We start from the raw sequence: 19,635 nt of genomic DNA, 5'->3' as shown, positions 1-19,635 counted from the left end.
TAAGGAGAGTACAGGTCTCATTATATGGCGCTTAATCATTGTTATTAAAACACTTCTAAAAATTGACTAACCCTTTGACTAACCAAAAAAATTAATCGCTTTTTTGCGTAGCTAAGTACGAGGTGATTAAATGATAGTATTAGAACTCGAACAATTAGGTATTTTTGTAGAATTAGAAAACTCAACTATTAATATAGTAGGAACTGAACATTTCAGCCTAGAATTTCAAAACGAAATACTAGCTGGCATCTGGTTTCAGACGTTGTTAGATTTAGTAGAAACGTTACCTGAATTTACGCTATAATTGTTGCGAGGTGATCCGCATGTCCGACAATGAGCGTCAAATTCTAGAATCGTTTAAACAAATGTACAAGAAATTGCCTGGCCACACCTATTCATTAGTAGTCGTTAAAAACGTTTACGACGGAAGCTATAACTTTTTCATTGACGACGTCCACGGCGCCACTTGGAGTAATGCACTTGGTTCAGTGCCATTCAGTGAGTTAGACGAATACAAAAGCGTGCTTAAAAAGCTGCTTGCTAGTGGCTTGCCTGTTGAGTATCGCGGATTTAAGGAGGAATGAAGATGGTCGCTTTAGATTTAACTGGGCAAAAGTTTGGTGAGCTGAAAGTAATCGCTAGAAACGGTAATGTTGGAAACCACGCTGCATGGCTGTGCCAATGCTCATGTGGCAACCAAACCACTGTGCCGAGTAACAAGCTTAAATCTGGTGCTATTGTGAGCTGCGGGCACTTAAAGCGCGATGTAAACCACACTGGATTAAGGCGTGGTTATCAGAATAAGAAGAAAAAAGACGTCGCTACCTTCCTGTTAGATTCGAAACGTAAGGTTAGATCGGATAGCTCAACCGGTATAACTGGCGTAAAGGTGGTTAAATACCGCGATGGCTCAATCCATTATGCCGCTGAAGTTACTGTTAAAGGCAAGCGGCATCGTATTGGCACCTTCCCTACTGTTGAAGAAGCTGCTCAAGCGCGACAAGCTGCGGTTGATGCACTTTTGAATGATCTAAATGACTAAGCCCTTTCGAGGGCTTTTTTATTTAATTAAAATATTACGTATTTTTTTACGTTATTACGTTGACAAGGTTACGTAATTACGTTATACTAAGTACATAAGTTAAGGAAAGGGAGTTTTAAACATGGCAATCAATAAATCAAAGTTATTCAAAACAGCTTGGCAAATGGCTAAAGGATCAGCAAAACGTTTAGGCGGTAATGCTGTTGAATACTTATCAGATGGCTTGAAACGTGCTTGGAAGAGTGCTAAACAAGCAGTCGCAGACGTTCAAAGTTCATTAAATTCAAGCTCACGTAAGTTTGACAGCGATAAAGATGTCATGGGCAAAACAGTTACTTTCAAACGCTTAGACAGTATCCGCGATACATTTTATGGCCGTGTAGCAGAATTCATCTTTGAAGATGTTAAAGGCAACGTCTTCTCATGGTCAACAAAGTTAAATGGCTACGTTGCTTCTAAATTGCAAGAAGGTCAAACCTACTCAATTGATTTCAAAATTAAGAAACAAGTAACTGATACAATCGCAGATATTAACTATGTTGGATTTTCAAAATAAAGGAGAGTGCAAAATGACACTATTAGATAACTACTTAAAAGACAACCGTATTACACAAGCTATGATCGCTAAATTAATGAACAAACCATCATCATCAGTGGCAGCAATTATTAACTCGAAAGTCGACATCACAGAACAAAATAACATTAAGGCGATTAGAGCTATTGCCGATATTCTAGGCAAAACACCTGGCGATATTTTAAATGAATTAATTAAATTGGAGGGATTAAGCATGGCATTCAACGAAGAACACACATTCACAATTTTAACGACAATTTGGAACGACGATGACTCATTATTTAGTGATGAAGTGTATGAATACGACGAATTTGAAGAAGCATGCGCAGCGTTTGAAGATTTAATCAAGATTAATAGACTTGACGAAAAAATTACCCTTGATTTATCTGTGGATGATGACATTGTAATGAGCGTTACCCTTCAAAACAAGGACGAAATCACTGACAAATACACGGACAATTTAAACGTGTTGCCATCCGAAGTTAAACCTGCTCTTTTAAAAGTAGCCCAAAAATATGAAATTAAAGTTGATTAAAAAGCCATAAAAAATAAGCCTAACCCACAATTTAGTGAGTTAGGCTTATTAATTATATGTATCCTTTGACTTGTTGGCAAAGACCAAGCAAGAGAAAGGAGAAGAACAACGAGAAAAGAACTTCGGATAGGTGACCAAACCTACCCAAGGGTCCCTGTTATTCATATAACAATCACAACCATATAATACGATAGGGTTCATTTTTTGTCAACATTCTGCTCGATATGAAGTTACTACTAAAAACAAGCAAATATATGCTATAATTTAATCGTCGTTAATAATCATCTGACCAATGATAACTAAATTAACGATAAGGGGGTATCCCTGTTGTCTATAACTATCACAATTTCTTTAAAAATGGTAATTAGCATTATCGTAACACTTGCTGCTTATTATTTTGAAAAGAAATAACCGGATTAAAAGTCTGCTAAATGTGCTAGCAAGCGAGCCAACATTTGTAGGCTTTTTTCTTTTGCTGTTTTACTATATACAGTATAACACTTTTGGATTATTTATTTCTATGTACAGCCCTCAAACGAGGGCTTTTTTGTGCTTATGTTATTTAAATGTTCCCCAGGCGGTGCCGCTTGGCCACTCTCTCACTGGCAAGTAAATATGCTGCCCGTTGTATACATGATGGATCCATGTGTAGTTGCCGACTTTAGCCCATGAATCATATGGCCATTCACCGTAAGCGGGCAAATAACCGCCTTGCTGTGCGCTTGTGCTTGGTGCGCCAATACGGTTCATGATTTGAGTATCGCCATTAACGAAGGTGCCGTTTTCAGGCGTAAATCCTGATGGAATATTGCTTGCTGCTGGCTTTGGGGTTGGCGCTACAGGCTGGGGTGTCGTCGACGCTGAACCACCATTGGCTAAGCGTACCACTTCATCAACATCTAACCCGCCTGGGCATGCTGTGGCTGTTACTTCGTTGTGGGCTAATACGTGTTGACGGTCGCAAGGAATGCCATAGTAATCGCAGATGTCGCGCACTAATTTAGCTGTGTTTGCCACTGTCCGCGGATCAACCGACCAACTAGGTGCGCCTGTAGAATTGACGTTTTCAATGCCAATTGAACGTTCGTTTGGATTGCTCATCTTAGGCACGTCGCTGCCACCTGTACCACCACAGTGATAAGCTGCATATGTTTCTTCAACACAACCAATAATTTCATCAGGTGTCACTTCATAGTGCGCCGAAGTCCAATTGCCTGAACTAGTATACCACGTACTCATAGCCACATTCTTGTTGGTTGTCGCGTTGTGATGGATGACAATGCGATCAATACCCACACCATTGCGACTGCCCCCATACATTGGATTTGGGTTTTCACTTGTAATTAAATTGCTAAAACGTCTTGCCATTATTTTGCACCCCCTAGAATAGATTTAATTGCGTCATAACCACCAGCACTTACTAATCCAGCAATCGCGCCGTCAAGTCCAGCGATTAATAGTGTTTCGAACTGGCCGGGCATTGCATAGAATGCGACAACTCCAATTAAAAAGCCGACTACCATATCGATTAACGGTAACCAGCGATTATCAACCTTTGTCTGCTTAATGCCCCATGTTACTAAGCCGACTAATACGGCCACCATCGCAATAGCGCTTGCCATTGCTGCTTGAATAATTTCAATCATTTTTTGTCATCCTTTCCGGGAAAATATTTGTGTAATTTTGCTACCATTTCATCTTGAATCCAATCAAAAAGCCACATCGGGTAATATCTAGCCCATCCCAATGCAGCCACATTTCCTAAAAACGAGTAAAAAGTTTGGCCAATAAAAGCGCCGGTAAAAAAAGCATAGACAAACGACTTTGTTTTAAGTACAAAGTCAATCGCCATGCATGCGGTACATACTACGACAATTAAAAAGTCACGCAAAAGGGCATCTATACCCGCGTGACTTGTCTTTAACATTCTGTGCGATTTATGCGCTAAAATTATTCCTGAAATAGTATCAAGAATAAACACTATAATCAAAACTAACATCATAGCGGCATGTTCGATTGTCGGATGATCACTATAAAGCCAAGTAGGAACAGCGATTGTTAATCCAATCAAAAAGCTGTGGCTACTTATCATCTTATCTATTAATCTTTGCAAACCATGCTATTCCTCCTTAACTGTAATCTCTTGATATTCACTTTCAGTAATAACACCCAAATCTAACATGTCTTGGATGTCGTTTAATTCCAGCAGCCCTTTTTTAAATAAATCTCTGTACGCATCAACCATTCGACTTATCCCCCTTTAACGCATTTAACTCCTTCGTTAATTGCAAATTCTGTTTAATCAAGGTTGCGTTAATCTGGTCTTGCTCAGTTGGTTCTGGTACTACTGGCTCCGGTGCCTTACCTTGCTGCCACTTTTCTCCGTCCCAAACAGGATTCATAATATCCCCTGGGTCAATAGTAGTTGCACCAGGCCTATCCTCTAAACTTGAATCGGTCTCATCAACATAGTTAAACAAATACTTTCCTGTTTCGGGGTCAAATAAATACCATCTAGTTGCTTCCATTTCAATCATCTCCTTAGACTATGTCTGTCCAATAGCTAAGCCAAACTTCAATGAAGTTAGATGGCGTAGTGCCATTTAGAAAATTCAGACGAATACTTGTGCTCTCTCCGCCGATAGATACACCCGCCCCTATCAATTCGTTATTACGAGGTTGAGCCCAATTCATTGCCAATTCACGTGTTGGTACTAATTCTTTAGGGAAGTCACAGACAAAATTAGGTACATGACCGTTTATGTTAGCGATTCTACCCCTTAAATCTACCCAAACCTTTCCACCAGGATAGGTTGTAGTTCGGTAGTGCATATCGCCGGTAAATCCATTACGCATAGTGAAGTTTCCCCAGTTGCTAATTACTGGCAAATCTGTTGTATTTAACGAACGCATCCAGCCACTAGCTACGCCTTTATTAACGCTAAACCTTACGAAATCATTAGCAGTGCCACCAGAATAAGCAAAGGCATAATTATTGTTTTCTTTAATAACCATGGCATTCATAGCAGTATTATTATCTCTAATGATACTAAAACCAACCGGAACAGAATTTGACTTCAGAAAGTCACCAAAGTCAGTGCCTTTAGGGCATGTCGCTAAAGTAAAATCATTGTCCTTAAATATTTTATGATGTTGCCAGTTTTCAGAAGTACCGTCTGTGATGGTTTTCGTCCACGCACCCCATTTAGCTGGGCTTCCTGAATAAGATCGAACATAGTCGACTCCCCCAGTTGTCGCTCCCAAAAAACTTTGTCGGATTGTTCCCCCAACTTTTAGCGCCAATAAATTGCCCCAAACCGCTGTCGTGCCTGTTGGACAGTTAGCACCTTTTGCGGCGTTAACTGCATAAATACCTTGACTGTTTGCCGTATTCCAATCAGTGTCAGCGCCAATAGTGCCAACATTCGTAATTAGGAAGCGATTATCAGCTTGGCTTTTTGTATAGAAATCTAATTTATCAATAGATGCTTTCAGTTCAGCAATCTTGTTTTTTAAATCAGCAATTTGTTTGTCCCAACCCGCTTTTGCATTATTGTATGCATCTTGTAGTTGTTTAACATACTTGTTGTATTCATCGACTAAAGCATCGGCATGTGTTGAGTCTGCATCGGCATCAGGAAGTACTAAAATATTGAAGTCTTCTGTTGAAACTTGTCCACCAGTGGAATCTGTAAATACAAAGTATGCTTGTTTAAAATTACCAGCTACACTAAATGCTGTTTTGGGAAACTTAAATGTAAATTTACCATCTTTAGCAGTAACCGCAATATCTTTTGCAACGAACTCTCCCTTATAGTTAGTGCCCCTGAATTGTCCAGTTTTATATTCAGTTAAATCTTTTGGAATACGATTTTCGTTAATTTGAACATCGTATACTTGTAATTCACCGTCTTTTATATGCCCTTTGACAATTTGGTTAGTCCATTCAACAGCCGCAAGGTCTAACATGATTAATTGGTTCGCCATTATTTGCCCTCACTTTCACTCATTTTTCTTAATTCATCGTATGTCATTTCTAATTTAACCAGTCTTTCTTTTTCGTAACCGCGCCGTTTCGCTTTCAATTCCCATCCAAATTGAGCATTAGGCTTATTTGAGCGCACAACAAAACTATCTGGATTTCGTTGTTCAACCCAGATAGTTGCGTTGCTATACGGTGTAATAAATACCTGATAAGCATAATCTGTATTAATAGTGTCGCCAAAAAGTTCATCAATCGGAATAGTAACCGAAGATTGTTCGCCAGTATTGGACTCACCAATATCGCCTAAATATGATTCGGCAGTTTCGTATGCCGGTGTGGCTCGTAGGCCATCACGTGTTACATGCGCAGCATTTTTGCTCCCGTTGTAGACTGTGAAGTTACCCAGAACATCAACATGATCACCGTAAACATTAAACGCATTAGTTTGACCGTTATTCCCGCTGATAACAACTTGTCGGTGTGATGAAATCCACAAAACATCTTGTATTGACCTCAACGACCCCTTAAACGGTCCATCTACTGACCAAAATGGATTCTCATAGGTTGAGTCTGTCGGGACTGATATCAATGGATGGGAATATGTGCCAGCTGCGTTGCTTTGATTTAAGCCAATCGAATATCCGGGTAAATTGAACCATGCCACACCATTAGCTTTACCGGTACCAGCATCATTGACCGTTGAAATGCTACCTACCGGCTTATTTTCTTCGCTAAAACTGATTCCGCCCCTCGCTAGAGACATCTTAAAACCGTTTGAATCGGTAGTTTGAAATATACTACCAGTGATTGTGCTACCTATAATATCGATAGCTTTCAACGAGCCGGTTGTTATAGCAGTCGCGTTGATTCCGTTGCCAGTAATAGCATTGGCAAACGTCTTGCCCCCATCTGTTGAAACGCCAAGTCCTGCTGAATTAAAAATAACGACATTATTAGCATTCGTCTTATCGATTGCCAATATGCCGTTATTAGTAAATTTTAGTTCAGTTTGAGTATTAATTAGTGCTTTGGTCGCAATTTCAGTTGCATCTTCTAGCCAATGGTTAGGAATAACACCGTTGCCATTTATAATATCATTCATTGTATCAGATGTTTTAGCGTCTGCTTCATTGTTTTTATCAGCTGCACTAAGTGAATTGCACGTCACAGAAGTCTGCTGTTTTTCGCCATTTATATCATATTGCGTTGAAACACTTATGATTCTAATTTTCTGATTAAACTCCAGCAATTCATCTACAGCCAGAATATAATCACCCGGCCTTGGTATAGCATATTCATAGCCCGCTTGTTGTAAATCTTCCATACTCAATGAAACTGAAATAGAAAATGACCCATCAACAGCGTTCTTCAAATTAGCCATCATAGTGTCTTTATTGGTAACTCGCTCATCGCTAATCGGCTTTGCTTCTAGTTTTCCATATACGCTAGCTAGAGGGCTAGTATACTCAACAGTTAATCTACCTTTACTATGATCGTCTTCATCAGTGTAAGCACCAAACCCTTTGGCATATGTTACGAAATCGCCGATATTGTACTCTAACCCAAGCTCTTGTAGGTTAAATCCTTTTCGAACAACTGTCGATAAGTCGCTTCCATTTTTTTCAACTATCGAAACGGTCTTGCCAGATACTGAAAATTCTGTTTTAGTTTGGTTGATGAAGTTATTAAATAGGGATAGTCGAGTATCCATACCAAAACTTTGTTTTTCAAAAGCTGGAACATCAACACCTAATTGGTAGGAGTACTCACTGCCTTTGAAGATGAAATCCAAATAGACTTGTGCCGTATGTGACCCGTCTGGTAATTGCTCATATACTGAAGTTTTCCCCATTCTATAAAAGAATTCATGTACAGCATCAAATTCTACAGTTATTCCATTCCCTAAGTCATTGGGCTTTGCATATGTGATGTAATATACCTCATTGTTGAACTCTAGCGACCAGCCTCTATCAATCTTGTTTAAAACATCGTCATTAGTGTATATTGTCCCGGAAAGCGACTTCTCGCCATTTACAGTGTGTTTAAATGTAACATCTGCTAGTGCTAATAACGTTTCTTTTTTGTGATTTTTAAACTTAATCATAATGCTCCTTATAAATACATATTAACCATATTTTTGATCACTATCGTCCCTTTGAAATCTGTTGAGATTGGGATTACTCCTGTACTACTTGGCCCGATAGAAAAGTATTGAATGTTTGTCTTATCGTTAATATTTAGACCATTCAATAAGAAAGAATCTCCTTTTAATTCAAAAACATCATTTTGCTTTATTGCAGCACCTGCATAAGTAAACTGTTGATTGCCAATAGTGAGACTAAAACCACTACCTTGAGCAGAATTAGCAACCATATTTATTGAAAACGGCCACTCTAACTGTGAACACACGGCTGTTCCTTTATAAGATAAGTAAGACTGTCCTGTTAAATCGATATCCTGTGGCTGAGATATACCATACGGAATGTCCGCAGTTGTTAAAGAAATTGTGATGTTAGTTAGTAACCCAGCACCGCTTTTACCTTGAAAATCATAATCAACATTATCACTTGCTATAACGCGCCATCGATAATGATATGCACGTTGATTTGCAAAGTTTGTAAAATCTGGATTAGTTGTTTCACCTGGACGCTCAAATTCATACAACCCTTGAACGCTGTACATTTTGCTAACGTAAAATGGCTCAGAAGTCATGATTAGCGAGTTTATTCTATCTTGTATTAGCTGGTCATCATATTCGTCCACAGCATAGTAGCTTCCAGTTACAGTAATATTTTTTTCTTCGTAAACTGATCCGTAATATATTTTTCCATTTCTGAAATTAACATTATTTCTTGTTGGGTTTAATTTTGGACCGGTAGCCTTTACATCTTTAACAACAATTCCTAATTCTGATAGGCGGTAAGAACCACCGCCTTTATCTATTAGTAAATCCATTTCTTTCACCTACTTTTTGATAACATTGATGCGAACGCGTTCTCTTGCATCCTTGTTTTTGATTGAATAGTAAACTTTATCACCATCCCAGTTTTGTTCAACAGTTAAGTTAACTACTGAGCTGGGTGCATTTAAAATGTCTTGATCCATATTTTCAGAGAGGCTTGTCGTTCCGGAGTGCAAACTAGTATTAGCTACCAATCCTACATTAGGATTTTGCAGCTGATTAGCAAATCCTTGAACTTTACTAATAGCGCCATTAAAAGAAACATTGTTCATTGCTCCAGATAGTTGTCCTGCGTACGAACTAACTGAAGACTTGACATTTGAAAAGCTATTATCCAGCGCGTTTCCAAAACCGGTCATAATGGCATTACCAGCTGGAATTAAAAGCTTTTTATCATAACTAATTGGGCCTTTGTGCTCACGAATCCAGTCGCCAATTCCACTAATGAATTTTTTACCAGCTTCCCAAGCGCCCTTTAGACCCTTAACGAATCCATTGATAACCGCTCGACCAGCCGCCAATAAATCAATATGACGCAATCCGTCAAATACTCCGACAACCGTTGACACAATATTTTTAACTCCGGATACCAAACCGTTCCATGCATTAATAGCTCCATCCTTAATACCGTTAGCAATTGAAACAACGCTCGACCTAAGACCGTTCCACATGCTGACCACACCTGAAACGAGTCCATTTACAAGTGCTTTGACACCCGATACTAGACCGTTCCAAATTGCTACAGCACCATTTACAATCCCGTTAAATATGCTAATTGTTCCGTTTTTAAGAGCATTCCAGAATGCGATTGCAGAATTGACCAATCCTGACCAGATTGCACTAAGCGCAGAAACAAATCCGTTCCAGATTGCTTGGCCGGCGCTTACAATTCCATTCCAAATAGCGACAGCCTGGGTCGAAATGCCATTCCAAACAGTAGAAAAGTAAGTCTCGATGAAATTTAGTATTCCAGTAAAAAACGTAACTAATCCATTCCATATTGTTGATGCCCCAGTTACTATGCTGCTCCAAATAAGTTGTAGATCGGCTCCTAACTGAGTCCAGCTACCCGTTAGAAAATCAATTACAATTAAAATAGGGCCCATAATAACGGACTTCAAGATTTCCCATACGCCTTGTGCAACAGTAACGATGCCTTGCCAAATAGCTGTAAGAGAGGGTGCAAAAGTGTTCCAAATGGTTGTTGCGACATTTACAATTTCTGTCCACAGTCCGCTAAAGAACCCAGAAATAGCTCCCCAGATACTTTGTGCAACTGATATGACACCTCCCCAAATACTCGACAAAGTGCCGGTAAATGATGTCCATGTATTCGTAGCTGATGTAGTAATGTTTGTCCATAGATTCGAAAAGAATGTAACAACACTATCCCAACCGTTTTTCACTCCTTCGGCTGCACCTGTAACAGCATCCGATATCGCTCCCCATACGTTTGAAGCTACTTGAGTTAATGCTTTCCAAGCTTTATTTAAGAAACTAATAAAATCTTGCCATACTTTTTTGCCAGTTTTGGTCTGTGTAAAAAAGTATACAAGCGCTGCCACCACCGCTACTATCACAGACACGATTAATCCAATGGGATTATCTGCAACCACAGCGTTAAAAGCAACTTGAACTCCAGTGGCAATTTTAGTGATTGTTTGCCAAGTTTTTATCGCACCAGTCCATATTTTAAAAGCAGTTATCCCTGCAGTTATTCCTAGTGCTAAAGGCTTAATCCAATCCTGATTTTTATTAACAAAATCAATTAGTCCTTTTATTGTAGATATTATTGGAGGTATAGCAGTTTCTACTGCTTTATTAATCGCTGAAAACGAAGAAATTATTGACGATTTTATACTGTTAAATACGCCAGCTATACCATTTTTTATACCGGCACTCTTTAATCCGTTATCAATGGCAGTTACAGTGTTTGCTAAGCCATTAACCACAGCATTTTTCATATTGGTAAACGAAGTTCCAATACCGCTAGTAGCAGTTCTTGCAGTAGCTGCAAAGCCATTTACACCACCATCTAATTCAGTGAATCGCTTATTTAATTGATCCATTGTAATATCGCCGGACTTTAGCTTGTCATATAAATCGCGTTCGGCACTTTTACCAGTGATGCCAAATGATTTAGCAACTTTTGTTAATGCATATGGCATTGTTTCTTGAAGTGTACGCCAACTCATTAAATCAACTTTACCAGTTGAAAGCATTTGGCTATATTGTTCAACGCCACGTGAAGCATCTGCAGCGCTCGCACCAGATGCGAGGAAGGCATCATTTAAAGCAGTCGCCGTTTTAGCTCCGCCAGTTGCACTTTTTTCAAGGATGGCAAAACTTTGGGCGCTCTTAGTTAAGTCTTGTAATGAAGTTGGTAATCCATCTACGCCCTTTTTTAAAATACCTACCGACTTAGTAGTATCATCAGTAGAAAATCCCATTTGAGCCATTACTTTTGGATATTGATTTAATGTATCAAAACGACCGATAGCGCCACCAATACTATCTTTTAAAACACCTATGCCTTTAGATACCAGGCTAACTGCGCCAACTCCCGCCGCAATTTTGCCAATACTTGTATTCAAAAATCCGGTTTTCTCAGTAGCGGCTTTGGCACCATTGCCCATGCCTCCAAGCGAGCCGTTAACTTTCCCAGAAACGCCTGCCGCAGTTGTTGCGACCTTATCCATCCCGTTAAGGTAATTTGTTATATCCGCACTAACAACAGCTTTCATAGAACCATCAAAGCTCATCTGTTCCCCTCCTTCCCGCAAGTCTTAAACTTAATGCTTTCTGTCGGGCTAAGAATTCTTCAACTGTTTTGTTAGCCGAATCTGCCTTAACTGGGCCTTTTTCGTACAACTGAATTACCTTATTTTCAGCTCTCGACTTATTGAAAACTTTATTTAGTTTTGGCTTCTTCGCGTTGGTTACATATCTGTTATTAAATAGGCTAACTGCTATAATTTCTAAGGAATCAACTTTTTTTAATTCAAGTCCTTCTAGGATTGCATCCAGTTCCCATTTATAACAGTTCATAATAGTTGGTATATCAGTAAGCCCTTGTCTTGCACATTTTACAATTAGTTCACGTCTTTCAAGGTTTGAAGCAACGCATCCACTGACTTGATTTTGTCGTCGTCTTTTTCTTTGCTCATTTGGTCTTTCGAATTCAGAACGTTTTTCTTGAAGATTTTTAGCTTGCGCATAAAAAAACCTGAGTTTTCAATTTCTTTTGTAAATGCATCAATAAGCATATCTAGTCCTTTTGAAACATCTGATTCATCCATTTCCGCGGCTTTATTTCCTACCGCATCAATAATATCGTCCTCTTTTGTGACCCCTGAAGCGACACGTACAATATCATGGATTGCACTTTCGTCCCCAGATTTTAACTTGGCATATACAAGCCCCGCGCCATTATCTGCACCCGGTTCGCTAGATAATTTAGAGTTCAATTTAAAAACCAATCTATAGTTAAATTTAATTTCTACATTTTTGTTTCCTACTTTAAATTCAATAGCCATTTTATAAGCACCTCTTGTTATTTTTTGGGCTTCTCACCCATTCGGCATTTTGGTTTACTGACCCTAATTCAAATTACTTTAGTGTTCCGTAGTTGTGGTCGTAGTCGCTTTTGTAGTGGTAGTAGTAGTTGGCGCCTTTGTGGTCGTAGTTGTTCCGTTGTTAATATCATCGTAATCACCAGTAGTTTCACCTGGACGTTGATAGTTATATAAGGCATCTAATTCCGCAATCATTTCATCACTTAGAGGGAACGTTCCATCTTGAAGAACACCTACAATGTTTAAGGTATAGTCTAGTTCGACTAAGTCTTCTGTCCCTTCTGAATAATCTAGTTCATCTGGAATGCCATAACCGAACTTAGCTGGATAGGCTTTTACTTTCTTTTCGGGGTCGCCCTCAGGCTTGCCTTGCGATTCATCGACGATCACACGCCAAACTTTAACGCTTTTTCCTTTTACTTTCGCATCCTCAATAATGCTTGCCGCTGGATCGTCAGGCGCGAAGTACTGCTTTAAGTCAATACTCTGTTCATCTGTTGACTTCATAATGAGGCGTCCCATTTTAGTTTGTTCATCTACATTATCGCCGCCGATTTTTAAATCGCCTTCTGTTTGCCATGCTGGATAAATTGCAGGACTACCAATAGGATCATCGACTGACTGTACGAAATACAAAATTTTGCGACCTGTGATTGCTTTTGAATTAGTTTTTTTAACACCATTATTAATCGGTTCTGCCATATTTATGACCTCCTAAATTATTAAATCTTTGATTGTTATTACTATATGGAAAACTTGTCTGCCAATTGAGTTATCCACCAACACTTGACTTGTAATGTTTTGGCGTCTTCCTAAAAGTGTTTTAGCTGTATATAAAATATCTTCTAAATCGGTACTGCTTGAATCTGGTAGAAAAATATCGATTTGTAGATTAGTTTCTATAACCAAATCGCTTTTTGCACTTAAATAGTCATCATCAGCATGGTTTCCAACTACAATAAAAGGCTCCTGAACACTATCGTTCGGGAGCCTAAAATAAATTGGATATTCTAACGGTTCTAATTTCTCTTGAATATCATGTAGATATTCAGTCATTGGGGAATGAATCATTTATTTATAATCCCCTTTACATTTTGATTGAATTTTTTCTCTTCTTCATCGACTGCTGGAGTGAAAAATGGTTGTGCAGCTTGATATCTAGTTCCTTTGTCGACATATACTGAATAAGGCGCACGAGAATCAACACGAGCCGTAAACTCTCCAATTTTTTCTGCTTGAATATTTTTTCTCATGTTCCCTGTATCAACAGCTGCTTTTTCTTTTGCTGATTTTTCAATTCTAAAGGCTGATTTAGTGACCTCTTCGCTAATCATTTTTCGCTTTGAACTTTTCATTTTTCGTATAGCATTAGCAAACTCTCTGCCACCTATAAATCTTGTATTATTACTCATACACTAACCACCAATACCGTTGAATTATGATGAAATGATTGAGTTATAGGTTGATACTCAATTCCATTGATAGTCAAATGATCCACCTTATAAAAGCCTTGAATATGAACCTTAAATGCTTTCTTGTTAAAACTACCGAAAACGACCGATTGCTCTTTTAGGCCAAAGCTTGATACACTGCAAGGTATATTCTTTAAAATCGTTTTTTTATCTTCATAGCCTAAATAACCTTTGGCTTTATAGTGTGCGACTACATCACACCGATTGTTATACCTCATCAGTAAAACCTCGCTATACCCTTACCGCTATTCTTTTTACGGAATTTATCTAGGTAAACAGAATAGTCCAGGATATCGTTTTCTATCCATGATGCAGACATATCATTTTCAGAAGATGAGGTTTTTCCCTCATCGCCAATTCTGTTAAATCTTCTAATTGTTAATTCTCTTGTAATCCAATCTAAGTCAGTTGGGTATTCAATCGTTTGTAAAGAATCTTGACCAATATATCCAATTAGCCTGTTCTTGCTATCTTCAATAAGGATTGATAGCAATTCATCTTGAATATCATCCTTTATATTCAATAATGTTTTAATGCTATTTAGCAGTTCTTGGTCGTCATTTTCCATAATTAGCCTCCCTTACATATCTAACATATAAGTCAGAAACTTTACCGGAATCTTGTTGTAATGCGCTTAATGGAGGCGTTTCATTATAGTTTCCTTTAAAGAAAAGTTTTGTATCTACAGTTACGCCTGCATTATGGATTATCTTTTTATCATTTATACTATCGTCCGTAGACCAAGCGAACTCTAATTTATCGTTAACCATAGGCTTAATACCGTAATGGTACATAGTCCACAGTTGTGCCCACATCTCTGCAGTCCATTTTTGCAAATTAGTTTTTAGAGGTTTGATGCAATTATAAAGCTCAATAGAATTGACATAGACGTCATGCCAGTAGCCAGCTTTTGGCTTTCTGATAACCCACTGAGCCCCGCCACTGTTTTTATTAATAGACTTTAACCAGTCTTGCGGAATATGCAGCGTTTGACACATCGAATCAATTACTACTTCGCTGTTTGATACATTTTTTAAATAGTCATAATTAAGGTATCCATTCGCATTAGAAGCATACCAACGTTTTTCGGTGGCATGCACTTTAAAAACTGATAAATCTAAAATGACAACATCACTGTCTAAATATACGTAATTCTCGTTTTCTCGACTAGCATCTTCATCAAGATATTTCCACCATAAGTAAGGTCGGATACTCGGAATATAATTTTTATCATATCTATCGTCTTGATATATATGCACATCATATTGTCCAAAAGCATTTGCAACAGCCTCATTGTCTTCAGCAAACAGTACAACGATATCTGCATCTGGCACCCCTAACTCTTTCAAGCTATAGATCGCAGTCTTCAGTTCCCAAGAAAATCGTTCTTTAGCTGGTTGCGCAAATACATATTTCATTAATCTACTCCTTAGTGCGCTGTAGTTGTTGTAGTTGTGGTTGCCTTAGTTGTTGTGGTCGTTGTTACAGTTCCTGCCCCAGCAGTGTAAATGGCTTTTTTATTGTCTTCTGAGATATAAGCCCCATACTTACCAGCGCCCTGTAATTTGATGCCATAGAAGTTTTCTGCTTCAATTGAGCGAACTACCTCAATCCCAGTGAAAGCACGACCAATATTATCTGGTACAAAAATAACTTTTGCGCCTGACATGTATTGTTCGGGTGTTTTACTGATTTGGAACCCTTTAAATTCAAGGTAAGTATTAGTATCAATATTTACATTAGAGCCTTTTGACGTTGTGGCAAGTTTTGAATCAACAATCGCATTATAGATTTCTGGTGTTACATAGGCACGAACTGGTACCGTGATTTCTAAGTTAGTGTATTTATCGTCTGCGTCTGAGAATAGTTTTTCAACATCATCAGCGCTTCCAAGGTCTCCAGCCGCACTATCTGCAAGCATTTTGCCATAGTAGTAGTTAAACTTACGAATCTTAGCTTGAGCCTGCAAATCTAATCGTTCTGCGATAGCTTTATTCATATCTGCGTTAACAGTAAAACGATCCATACCTTCATGAATAGCCCACGTGCCTTCATAAGGGACTTCCTTATCTGTATAGATAACTTCTTGCATTTCACCAAAGCGTGAGGAATTATCCGTTCCTTTGCCAAAGGCTACATTAGGATCAGTACTATATTCACCGATAACTACTGGCAAATCACTAGTTTTAACGCTAAACATTTTGCTATTGTTTGTAATGCCATCGATTGCTTGCATTTGACCAAATGTTGGTTGAAATGCTGATTTTGCTCTAAACACCGATTGGATAATAGTCATAAATTGTTTTGTATATAGTTGTTCACTCATAATAAAAATCTCCTCTTATTTGTATTTTGCTACAACAGCAGCAAACGGGTCATTTGATCCGCCATTATTTGATTCTTTGGGCGCGTCTCCCTTTAAACGTTCCGTAACAGCTTTCTCTACCGATTTATCGAATGCCGATTTAAGCGCGGTAATATTTTTCTTTGTGGTTTCTACATCATCTGAAATTACCATATCGACAAACTCAGCAGGCATGCTATTAATTTCAAGCTCTTTCTTAGCTTCATAGCGGTACTCACGCATGTTAAGCTCTTTTTCGCGCTGTTCTAATTTAGCAATTTTAGCTTTCTCTTCAGCGTCTTTTCGTTCAGCAGCGCTCATTTTCGCTAATTTTTCAGCTTGTGAGATTTCTGATTGTTTTTGTTCATCCCACTTCGATTTAGCCGTTTCAAGTGCCTTGCTGATACGTTTATCTACTTCCGCATCAAATTCTTGTGTAGTAAACGTTAGTTGGTCTTCAGTTTCGTTAGTTTGAGTTGTTGCGTCTTTTTCGTTCAAACTATTATCTTGCTGTGACTCAACTGCTTGGTTATTATTTTCTGTTGGCATAAAACAAAACTCCTTTAGAGCCCATACACGTTCATATGCAAAGTTCGTCCCACACACACTAAAAAAGCCCATGCACAACTAGCACATGAACCCATACACACTCATATTTTATTTTTGAGTAGTTTTATGACTTGCTCAGGTCAATATTCTTAATTTAACTCCTGATCGGTTGGCGTTATGGTACTTCGACAATTCGGGTGCATAGGTGGTGCATTCAACCCAGGCTGATAATTTTTAATAGCAAATATATCACCATTTAAATCACGACAAATTTCTGTTGTTCTACTATCTAGATGCGCTAAATACTGGTACTTTGTAAATCCTGCTTTTTTGTATGATTCAATTGTTGTATCAGTAATAACATGCGTGGTTTCAGTCCTTACTAACGTCTCGGCTTGAGCCCTTTTAACATTAAAAGTTTTTCTTAATTCTCTAGCCATTTCTGCAGGTGTAGCGTTTCTGATAAAACCCTTTTTAAGTATTTCTCTTAACTCTTCAGCTAATTTACCTGCATTACCCCAGATTCGGCCAGAAAAATTATCGCCAGCCCATTTTGATTCAACTATATTTTTGAGCGCTCGTATATTAATTTGAGATTCGGCTAAGTTGCCATAAACACTTTTAATAACAGACTCTAAATAACTCTGCAGCGATCCTTCAAATTCTTTGCCTAAAGCGGAGGTTATAGCGGCCATTTCTAAATCTAAAGCATCAAGCCTACTTGCTTTGGCACTCATATACTGTGTATTTAATATCTCAAGTAATGTTGCATCTTTTATACTCTGGCTAAAGTATCTATTAGCATTAGCCTGGTATGTCGCTAAATCTTCTTTATTTAGTCTCTTTTTAGCTTCCGAATAACTAATGCCATTTTCATCAGCATATTTTTGGTAAAAAGCAAATACAGCCTCTTGTACTTTTTTAGAATAAACAGCAAACAAAGATTGTAGTTCATAAAAGTACTCTAAATCTGTTTCATCTGCATTCTGCAGTATTTTATTTAATCTTTTTTCCCAATACTCACGACTATTCATGCTCATCTACCTCATTAACACCATCGTTATTATTAGGAATTCTTGGGTTACTATTAATTGGCTGCTTATCAGACTCTTTATCAATACGTTTAAGTTCATTACTAGCATCTACACCAGTAAATGTTTCTAATAACGTTAGTAAGGTTTCATCACTAACCACACCATCCAAGTTTTTAATCATGTTGATTCTTTCTTCGTCATTCTGTGGAAGATTTGGCGTAAATTTGATTGTCGTATCATTGATCTTATCCTGTAGGTCAGTAATTTTGTCCCCAGTTGAAACACTATTTTTCAAACTCCAAACATTTGCAAGCAGTCGCAATCTTCTCATGAACCCTTTAGTTAAAAGTCTAGTTTTAGTTTTATTAAGATTATCGTTACCCATTAACTTATACTTCATAGATTCGCCTGACTGAGTCCCTGAAAAATTAGAGTCATTTGTATCTGGTGTAAATGTAAATCTTAAAATATCATCCACCAATCGTTTCTTGTAAGCTTCAACACCAGTGCTGTCATATTCTTTGGTTAAATAGAACGCATTCGGATTAGGGCCATCAGGATTGTTATTGTTGTCTAATACCAACAATCTAGCCTTCATCATAGCCTCTAATACGCCATCTTTTGAATTATCTGCTACAACAGGCTTACCATATTCATCTAAAACTATTTTCCCGCTAGAGTCATATTCATAAGTTGTATCCGTAGCGGTCATGGGATTTCCGGTAATAACTAAATAAGCATCACTAGAATCCTGCTGGAAATTAGCTAACTCACTTTGTGATAAATCATATGCATCAATACTATCCAGTACACTTTCGAAATCACCTAATCTATCTTCGTTATTTTGATATTCATTAATAGGAACACCCTTGAAATTGGTTTCCTTCTTTTCTTTAAAGGCTAATCCTGAATATGCGTTGTTATTAGTTTCATATCGGTACATCTCATTATCGGTATAAACTTCAACATAACTTGCTGCTTTTTCCATTGAAAACTCAATTTGGTAGAATCTCACGCCAAACAAAGAGTTTTTCTCTATTGTGTCACCATAGACTACGAATGTTTGCTCTGGTGAGAGCTTAGTTACTTTTTCAATACCATCAGAATCTATATACAACATTTCATAAGCTCGACCGTATATGCTTAGGTCAGTCTCTAAGAGACCATTGTGATAATCTTCGTTGTTAGCATTTTGAAACTCTTCAATTTTATTAACTAATTGTGCATCTTCGTTTTGATACTTAACTGGATTTCCCAAAATATATCCTTGCATAAAAACAGTTATATATTTTGCCCAGTCACTAGCTATTCGATTGTCAGCTCTGTTTTTGTCACGTTTCGTATCACGATATTTAATGTTGTTATCTGACAAATAATATCTTTTTAGCTCCTGAAGCCTAGGTAGCTGATTATTACGAAACTGTTGAATATAATTTTCAATTTGGTTTATGAATTCTGGAGATTCCATATTTGATTTCTCAAAATCATCTTCTGGCATTCTGAATTCAATATTTGCAGTATCGGTATAACGAGTACCATTCAAAAATTCGATATTCGTGATGT

At 38.0% G+C, this 19,635-nt stretch carries 24 protein-coding genes; 5 read left to right on the top strand and 19 right to left on the bottom strand.

What is annotated here, in order from left to right; genetic code table 11:
- The first annotated feature begins 130 nt into the window (after positions 1 to 130).
- The 5 genes from J7Q78_RS09380 to J7Q78_RS09360 all read left to right on the top strand — a co-directional run bounded on the left by J7Q78_RS09380 (position 131) and on the right by J7Q78_RS09360 (position 2,151).
- Positions 131 to 304 carry a hypothetical protein gene (locus J7Q78_RS09380; RefSeq protein WP_208422083.1) on the top strand — a complete coding sequence of 58 codons (174 nt, stop codon included), beginning with the start codon at positions 131 to 133 and terminating at the stop codon, positions 302 to 304.
- A 19-nt stretch (positions 305 to 323) separates the two neighbouring features.
- Positions 324 to 584: a hypothetical protein gene (locus tag J7Q78_RS09375; RefSeq protein ID WP_208422084.1), complete on the top strand. Its 261-nt coding sequence runs from the start codon at positions 324 to 326 to the stop codon at positions 582 to 584.
- 2 nt (positions 585 to 586) lie between these two features.
- On the top strand, positions 587 to 1,042 hold the full coding sequence (locus J7Q78_RS09370; RefSeq protein ID WP_208422085.1) for a hypothetical protein: 456 nt from the start codon (positions 587 to 589) through the stop codon (positions 1,040 to 1,042).
- A gap of 121 nt (positions 1,043 to 1,163) precedes the next feature.
- Complete coding sequence (locus tag J7Q78_RS09365; protein ID WP_208422086.1) at positions 1,164 to 1,598, top strand: hypothetical protein; 435 nt, start codon at positions 1,164 to 1,166, stop codon at positions 1,596 to 1,598.
- 13 nt (positions 1,599 to 1,611) lie between these two features.
- The gene (locus J7Q78_RS09360; RefSeq protein WP_208422087.1) at positions 1,612 to 2,151 is read left to right on the top strand and encodes a helix-turn-helix domain-containing protein; all 540 of its coding nucleotides are present in this window, start codon (positions 1,612 to 1,614) and stop codon (positions 2,149 to 2,151) included.
- 558 nt (positions 2,152 to 2,709) lie between these two features.
- Here J7Q78_RS09360 and J7Q78_RS09355 read toward each other — a convergent pair.
- The 19 genes from J7Q78_RS09355 to J7Q78_RS09265 form a co-directional block, all read right to left on the bottom strand.
- The gene (locus tag J7Q78_RS09355; RefSeq protein ID WP_208422088.1) at positions 2,710 to 3,519 is read right to left on the bottom strand and encodes an N-acetylmuramoyl-L-alanine amidase; all 810 of its coding nucleotides are present in this window, start codon (positions 3,517 to 3,519) and stop codon (positions 2,710 to 2,712) included.
- On the bottom strand, positions 3,519 to 3,797 hold the full coding sequence (locus J7Q78_RS09350) for a phage holin family protein (RefSeq protein WP_208422089.1): 279 nt from the start codon (positions 3,795 to 3,797) through the stop codon (positions 3,519 to 3,521). Before J7Q78_RS09350 ends, J7Q78_RS09355 begins: the two co-directional genes overlap by 1 nt.
- Complete coding sequence (locus tag J7Q78_RS09345) at positions 3,794 to 4,264, bottom strand: phage holin family protein (protein ID WP_208422090.1); 471 nt, start codon at positions 4,262 to 4,264, stop codon at positions 3,794 to 3,796. Before J7Q78_RS09345 ends, J7Q78_RS09350 begins: the two co-directional genes overlap by 4 nt.
- A 6-nt stretch (positions 4,265 to 4,270) precedes the next feature.
- Positions 4,271 to 4,396 carry an XkdX family protein gene (locus J7Q78_RS09340; protein ID WP_208422091.1) on the bottom strand — a complete coding sequence of 42 codons (126 nt, stop codon included), beginning with the start codon at positions 4,394 to 4,396 and terminating at the stop codon, positions 4,271 to 4,273.
- The gene (locus J7Q78_RS09335) at positions 4,389 to 4,679 is read right to left on the bottom strand and encodes a hypothetical protein (RefSeq protein ID WP_208422092.1); all 291 of its coding nucleotides are present in this window, start codon (positions 4,677 to 4,679) and stop codon (positions 4,389 to 4,391) included. Before J7Q78_RS09335 ends, J7Q78_RS09340 begins: the two co-directional genes overlap by 8 nt.
- Before the next feature lie 13 nt (positions 4,680 to 4,692).
- Complete coding sequence (locus J7Q78_RS09330; RefSeq protein ID WP_208422093.1) at positions 4,693 to 6,138, bottom strand: BppU family phage baseplate upper protein; 1,446 nt, start codon at positions 6,136 to 6,138, stop codon at positions 4,693 to 4,695.
- Complete coding sequence (locus J7Q78_RS09325; RefSeq protein ID WP_208422094.1) at positions 6,138 to 8,240, bottom strand: phage tail protein; 2,103 nt, start codon at positions 8,238 to 8,240, stop codon at positions 6,138 to 6,140. Before J7Q78_RS09325 ends, J7Q78_RS09330 begins: the two co-directional genes overlap by 1 nt.
- Before the next feature lie 8 nt (positions 8,241 to 8,248).
- Positions 8,249 to 9,091, bottom strand: a complete 843-nt coding sequence (locus J7Q78_RS09320; protein ID WP_208422095.1) for a phage tail domain-containing protein — start codon at positions 9,089 to 9,091, stop codon at positions 8,249 to 8,251.
- A 9-nt stretch (positions 9,092 to 9,100) separates the two neighbouring features.
- Positions 9,101 to 11,860 carry a phage tail protein gene (locus tag J7Q78_RS09315; protein WP_208422096.1) on the bottom strand — a complete coding sequence of 920 codons (2,760 nt, stop codon included), beginning with the start codon at positions 11,858 to 11,860 and terminating at the stop codon, positions 9,101 to 9,103.
- A gap of 330 nt (positions 11,861 to 12,190) precedes the next feature.
- Positions 12,191 to 12,634: a tail assembly chaperone gene (locus J7Q78_RS09310; protein ID WP_208422097.1), complete on the bottom strand. Its 444-nt coding sequence runs from the start codon at positions 12,632 to 12,634 to the stop codon at positions 12,191 to 12,193.
- A gap of 78 nt (positions 12,635 to 12,712) precedes the next feature.
- On the bottom strand, positions 12,713 to 13,375 hold the full coding sequence (locus J7Q78_RS09305; protein ID WP_208422098.1) for a phage major tail protein, TP901-1 family: 663 nt from the start codon (positions 13,373 to 13,375) through the stop codon (positions 12,713 to 12,715).
- Positions 13,376 to 13,387: 12 nt separating this feature from the next.
- Entirely contained in the window at positions 13,388 to 13,744 is a 357-nt protein-coding gene (locus J7Q78_RS09300; RefSeq protein WP_208422099.1) for a hypothetical protein, read from the bottom strand.
- Positions 13,741 to 14,085 carry an HK97-gp10 family putative phage morphogenesis protein gene (locus tag J7Q78_RS09295; protein WP_208422100.1) on the bottom strand — a complete coding sequence of 115 codons (345 nt, stop codon included), beginning with the start codon at positions 14,083 to 14,085 and terminating at the stop codon, positions 13,741 to 13,743. Before J7Q78_RS09295 ends, J7Q78_RS09300 begins: the two co-directional genes overlap by 4 nt.
- 277 nt (positions 14,086 to 14,362) lie before the next feature.
- Complete coding sequence (locus J7Q78_RS09290; protein ID WP_208422101.1) at positions 14,363 to 14,713, bottom strand: phage head-tail connector protein; 351 nt, start codon at positions 14,711 to 14,713, stop codon at positions 14,363 to 14,365.
- Positions 14,703 to 15,563 carry a hypothetical protein gene (locus J7Q78_RS09285; protein WP_208422102.1) on the bottom strand — a complete coding sequence of 287 codons (861 nt, stop codon included), beginning with the start codon at positions 15,561 to 15,563 and terminating at the stop codon, positions 14,703 to 14,705. Before J7Q78_RS09285 ends, J7Q78_RS09290 begins: the two co-directional genes overlap by 11 nt.
- 11 nt (positions 15,564 to 15,574) lie before the next feature.
- Positions 15,575 to 16,471 (bottom strand): phage capsid protein, encoded by an 897-nt coding sequence (locus tag J7Q78_RS09280; RefSeq protein ID WP_208422103.1) that lies wholly within the window; start codon positions 16,469 to 16,471, stop codon positions 15,575 to 15,577.
- Between the two features lie 15 nt (positions 16,472 to 16,486).
- Positions 16,487 to 17,038 (bottom strand): DUF4355 domain-containing protein, encoded by a 552-nt coding sequence (locus J7Q78_RS09275; protein WP_208422104.1) that lies wholly within the window; start codon positions 17,036 to 17,038, stop codon positions 16,487 to 16,489.
- Between the two features lie 149 nt (positions 17,039 to 17,187).
- Positions 17,188 to 18,072, bottom strand: coding sequence for a minor capsid protein (locus tag J7Q78_RS09270; RefSeq protein ID WP_208422105.1), 885 nt, complete (start codon positions 18,070 to 18,072; stop codon positions 17,188 to 17,190).
- Entirely contained in the window at positions 18,065 to 19,633 is a 1,569-nt protein-coding gene (locus J7Q78_RS09265; RefSeq protein ID WP_407929567.1) for a phage portal protein, read from the bottom strand. Before J7Q78_RS09265 ends, J7Q78_RS09270 begins: the two co-directional genes overlap by 8 nt.
- Positions 19,634 to 19,635: the final 2 nt, after the last annotated feature.

The sequence above is a fragment of the Latilactobacillus fragifolii genome (assembly GCF_905332535.1).
In the GTDB taxonomy this organism is placed as follows: domain Bacteria; phylum Bacillota; class Bacilli; order Lactobacillales; family Lactobacillaceae; genus Latilactobacillus; species Latilactobacillus fragifolii.
Note: the sequence above shows the minus strand (reverse complement) of the source record. Positions and strands in the feature narration are given on the sequence as shown.

Bases quoted from the DNA above. Each gene is read 5' to 3' on its own strand.
- J7Q78_RS09275 (WP_208422104.1), bottom strand. From the start codon at position 17,038: ATGCCAACAGAAAATAATAACCAAGCAGTTGAGTCACAGCAAGATAAT.
- J7Q78_RS09350 (WP_208422089.1), bottom strand. From the start codon at position 3,797: ATGATTGAAATTATTCAAGCAGCAATGGCAAGCGCTATTGCGATGGTG.
- J7Q78_RS09295 (WP_208422100.1), bottom strand. From the start codon at position 14,085: ATGAGTAATAATACAAGATTTATAGGTGGCAGAGAGTTTGCTAATGCT.
- J7Q78_RS09340 (WP_208422091.1), bottom strand. From the start codon at position 4,396: ATGGTTGATGCGTACAGAGATTTATTTAAAAAAGGGCTGCTGGAATTA.
- J7Q78_RS09370 (WP_208422085.1), top strand. From the start codon at position 587: ATGGTCGCTTTAGATTTAACTGGGCAAAAGTTTGGTGAGCTGAAAGTA.
- J7Q78_RS09360 (WP_208422087.1), top strand. From the start codon at position 1,612: ATGACACTATTAGATAACTACTTAAAAGACAACCGTATTACACAAGCT.
- J7Q78_RS09300 (WP_208422099.1), bottom strand. From the start codon at position 13,744: ATGATTCATTCCCCAATGACTGAATATCTACATGATATTCAAGAGAAA.
- J7Q78_RS09320 (WP_208422095.1), bottom strand. From the start codon at position 9,091: ATGGATTTACTAATAGATAAAGGCGGTGGTTCTTACCGCCTATCAGAA.
- J7Q78_RS09325 (WP_208422094.1), bottom strand. From the start codon at position 8,240: ATGATTAAGTTTAAAAATCACAAAAAAGAAACGTTATTAGCACTAGCA.
- J7Q78_RS09330 (WP_208422093.1), bottom strand. From the start codon at position 6,138: ATGGCGAACCAATTAATCATGTTAGACCTTGCGGCTGTTGAATGGACT.
- J7Q78_RS09270 (WP_208422105.1), bottom strand. From the start codon at position 18,072: ATGAATAGTCGTGAGTATTGGGAAAAAAGATTAAATAAAATACTGCAG.
- J7Q78_RS09375 (WP_208422084.1), top strand. From the start codon at position 324: ATGTCCGACAATGAGCGTCAAATTCTAGAATCGTTTAAACAAATGTAC.
- J7Q78_RS09315 (WP_208422096.1), bottom strand. From the start codon at position 11,860: ATGAGCTTTGATGGTTCTATGAAAGCTGTTGTTAGTGCGGATATAACA.
- J7Q78_RS09290 (WP_208422101.1), bottom strand. From the start codon at position 14,713: ATGGAAAATGACGACCAAGAACTGCTAAATAGCATTAAAACATTATTG.
- J7Q78_RS09335 (WP_208422092.1), bottom strand. From the start codon at position 4,679: ATGGAAGCAACTAGATGGTATTTATTTGACCCCGAAACAGGAAAGTAT.
- J7Q78_RS09280 (WP_208422103.1), bottom strand. From the start codon at position 16,471: ATGAGTGAACAACTATATACAAAACAATTTATGACTATTATCCAATCG.
- J7Q78_RS09310 (WP_208422097.1), bottom strand. From the start codon at position 12,634: ATGGCTATTGAATTTAAAGTAGGAAACAAAAATGTAGAAATTAAATTT.
- J7Q78_RS09355 (WP_208422088.1), bottom strand. From the start codon at position 3,519: ATGGCAAGACGTTTTAGCAATTTAATTACAAGTGAAAACCCAAATCCA.
- J7Q78_RS09365 (WP_208422086.1), top strand. From the start codon at position 1,164: ATGGCAATCAATAAATCAAAGTTATTCAAAACAGCTTGGCAAATGGCT.
- J7Q78_RS09305 (WP_208422098.1), bottom strand. From the start codon at position 13,375: ATGGCAGAACCGATTAATAATGGTGTTAAAAAAACTAATTCAAAAGCA.
- J7Q78_RS09380 (WP_208422083.1), top strand. From the start codon at position 131: ATGATAGTATTAGAACTCGAACAATTAGGTATTTTTGTAGAATTAGAA.
- J7Q78_RS09285 (WP_208422102.1), bottom strand. From the start codon at position 15,563: ATGAAATATGTATTTGCGCAACCAGCTAAAGAACGATTTTCTTGGGAA.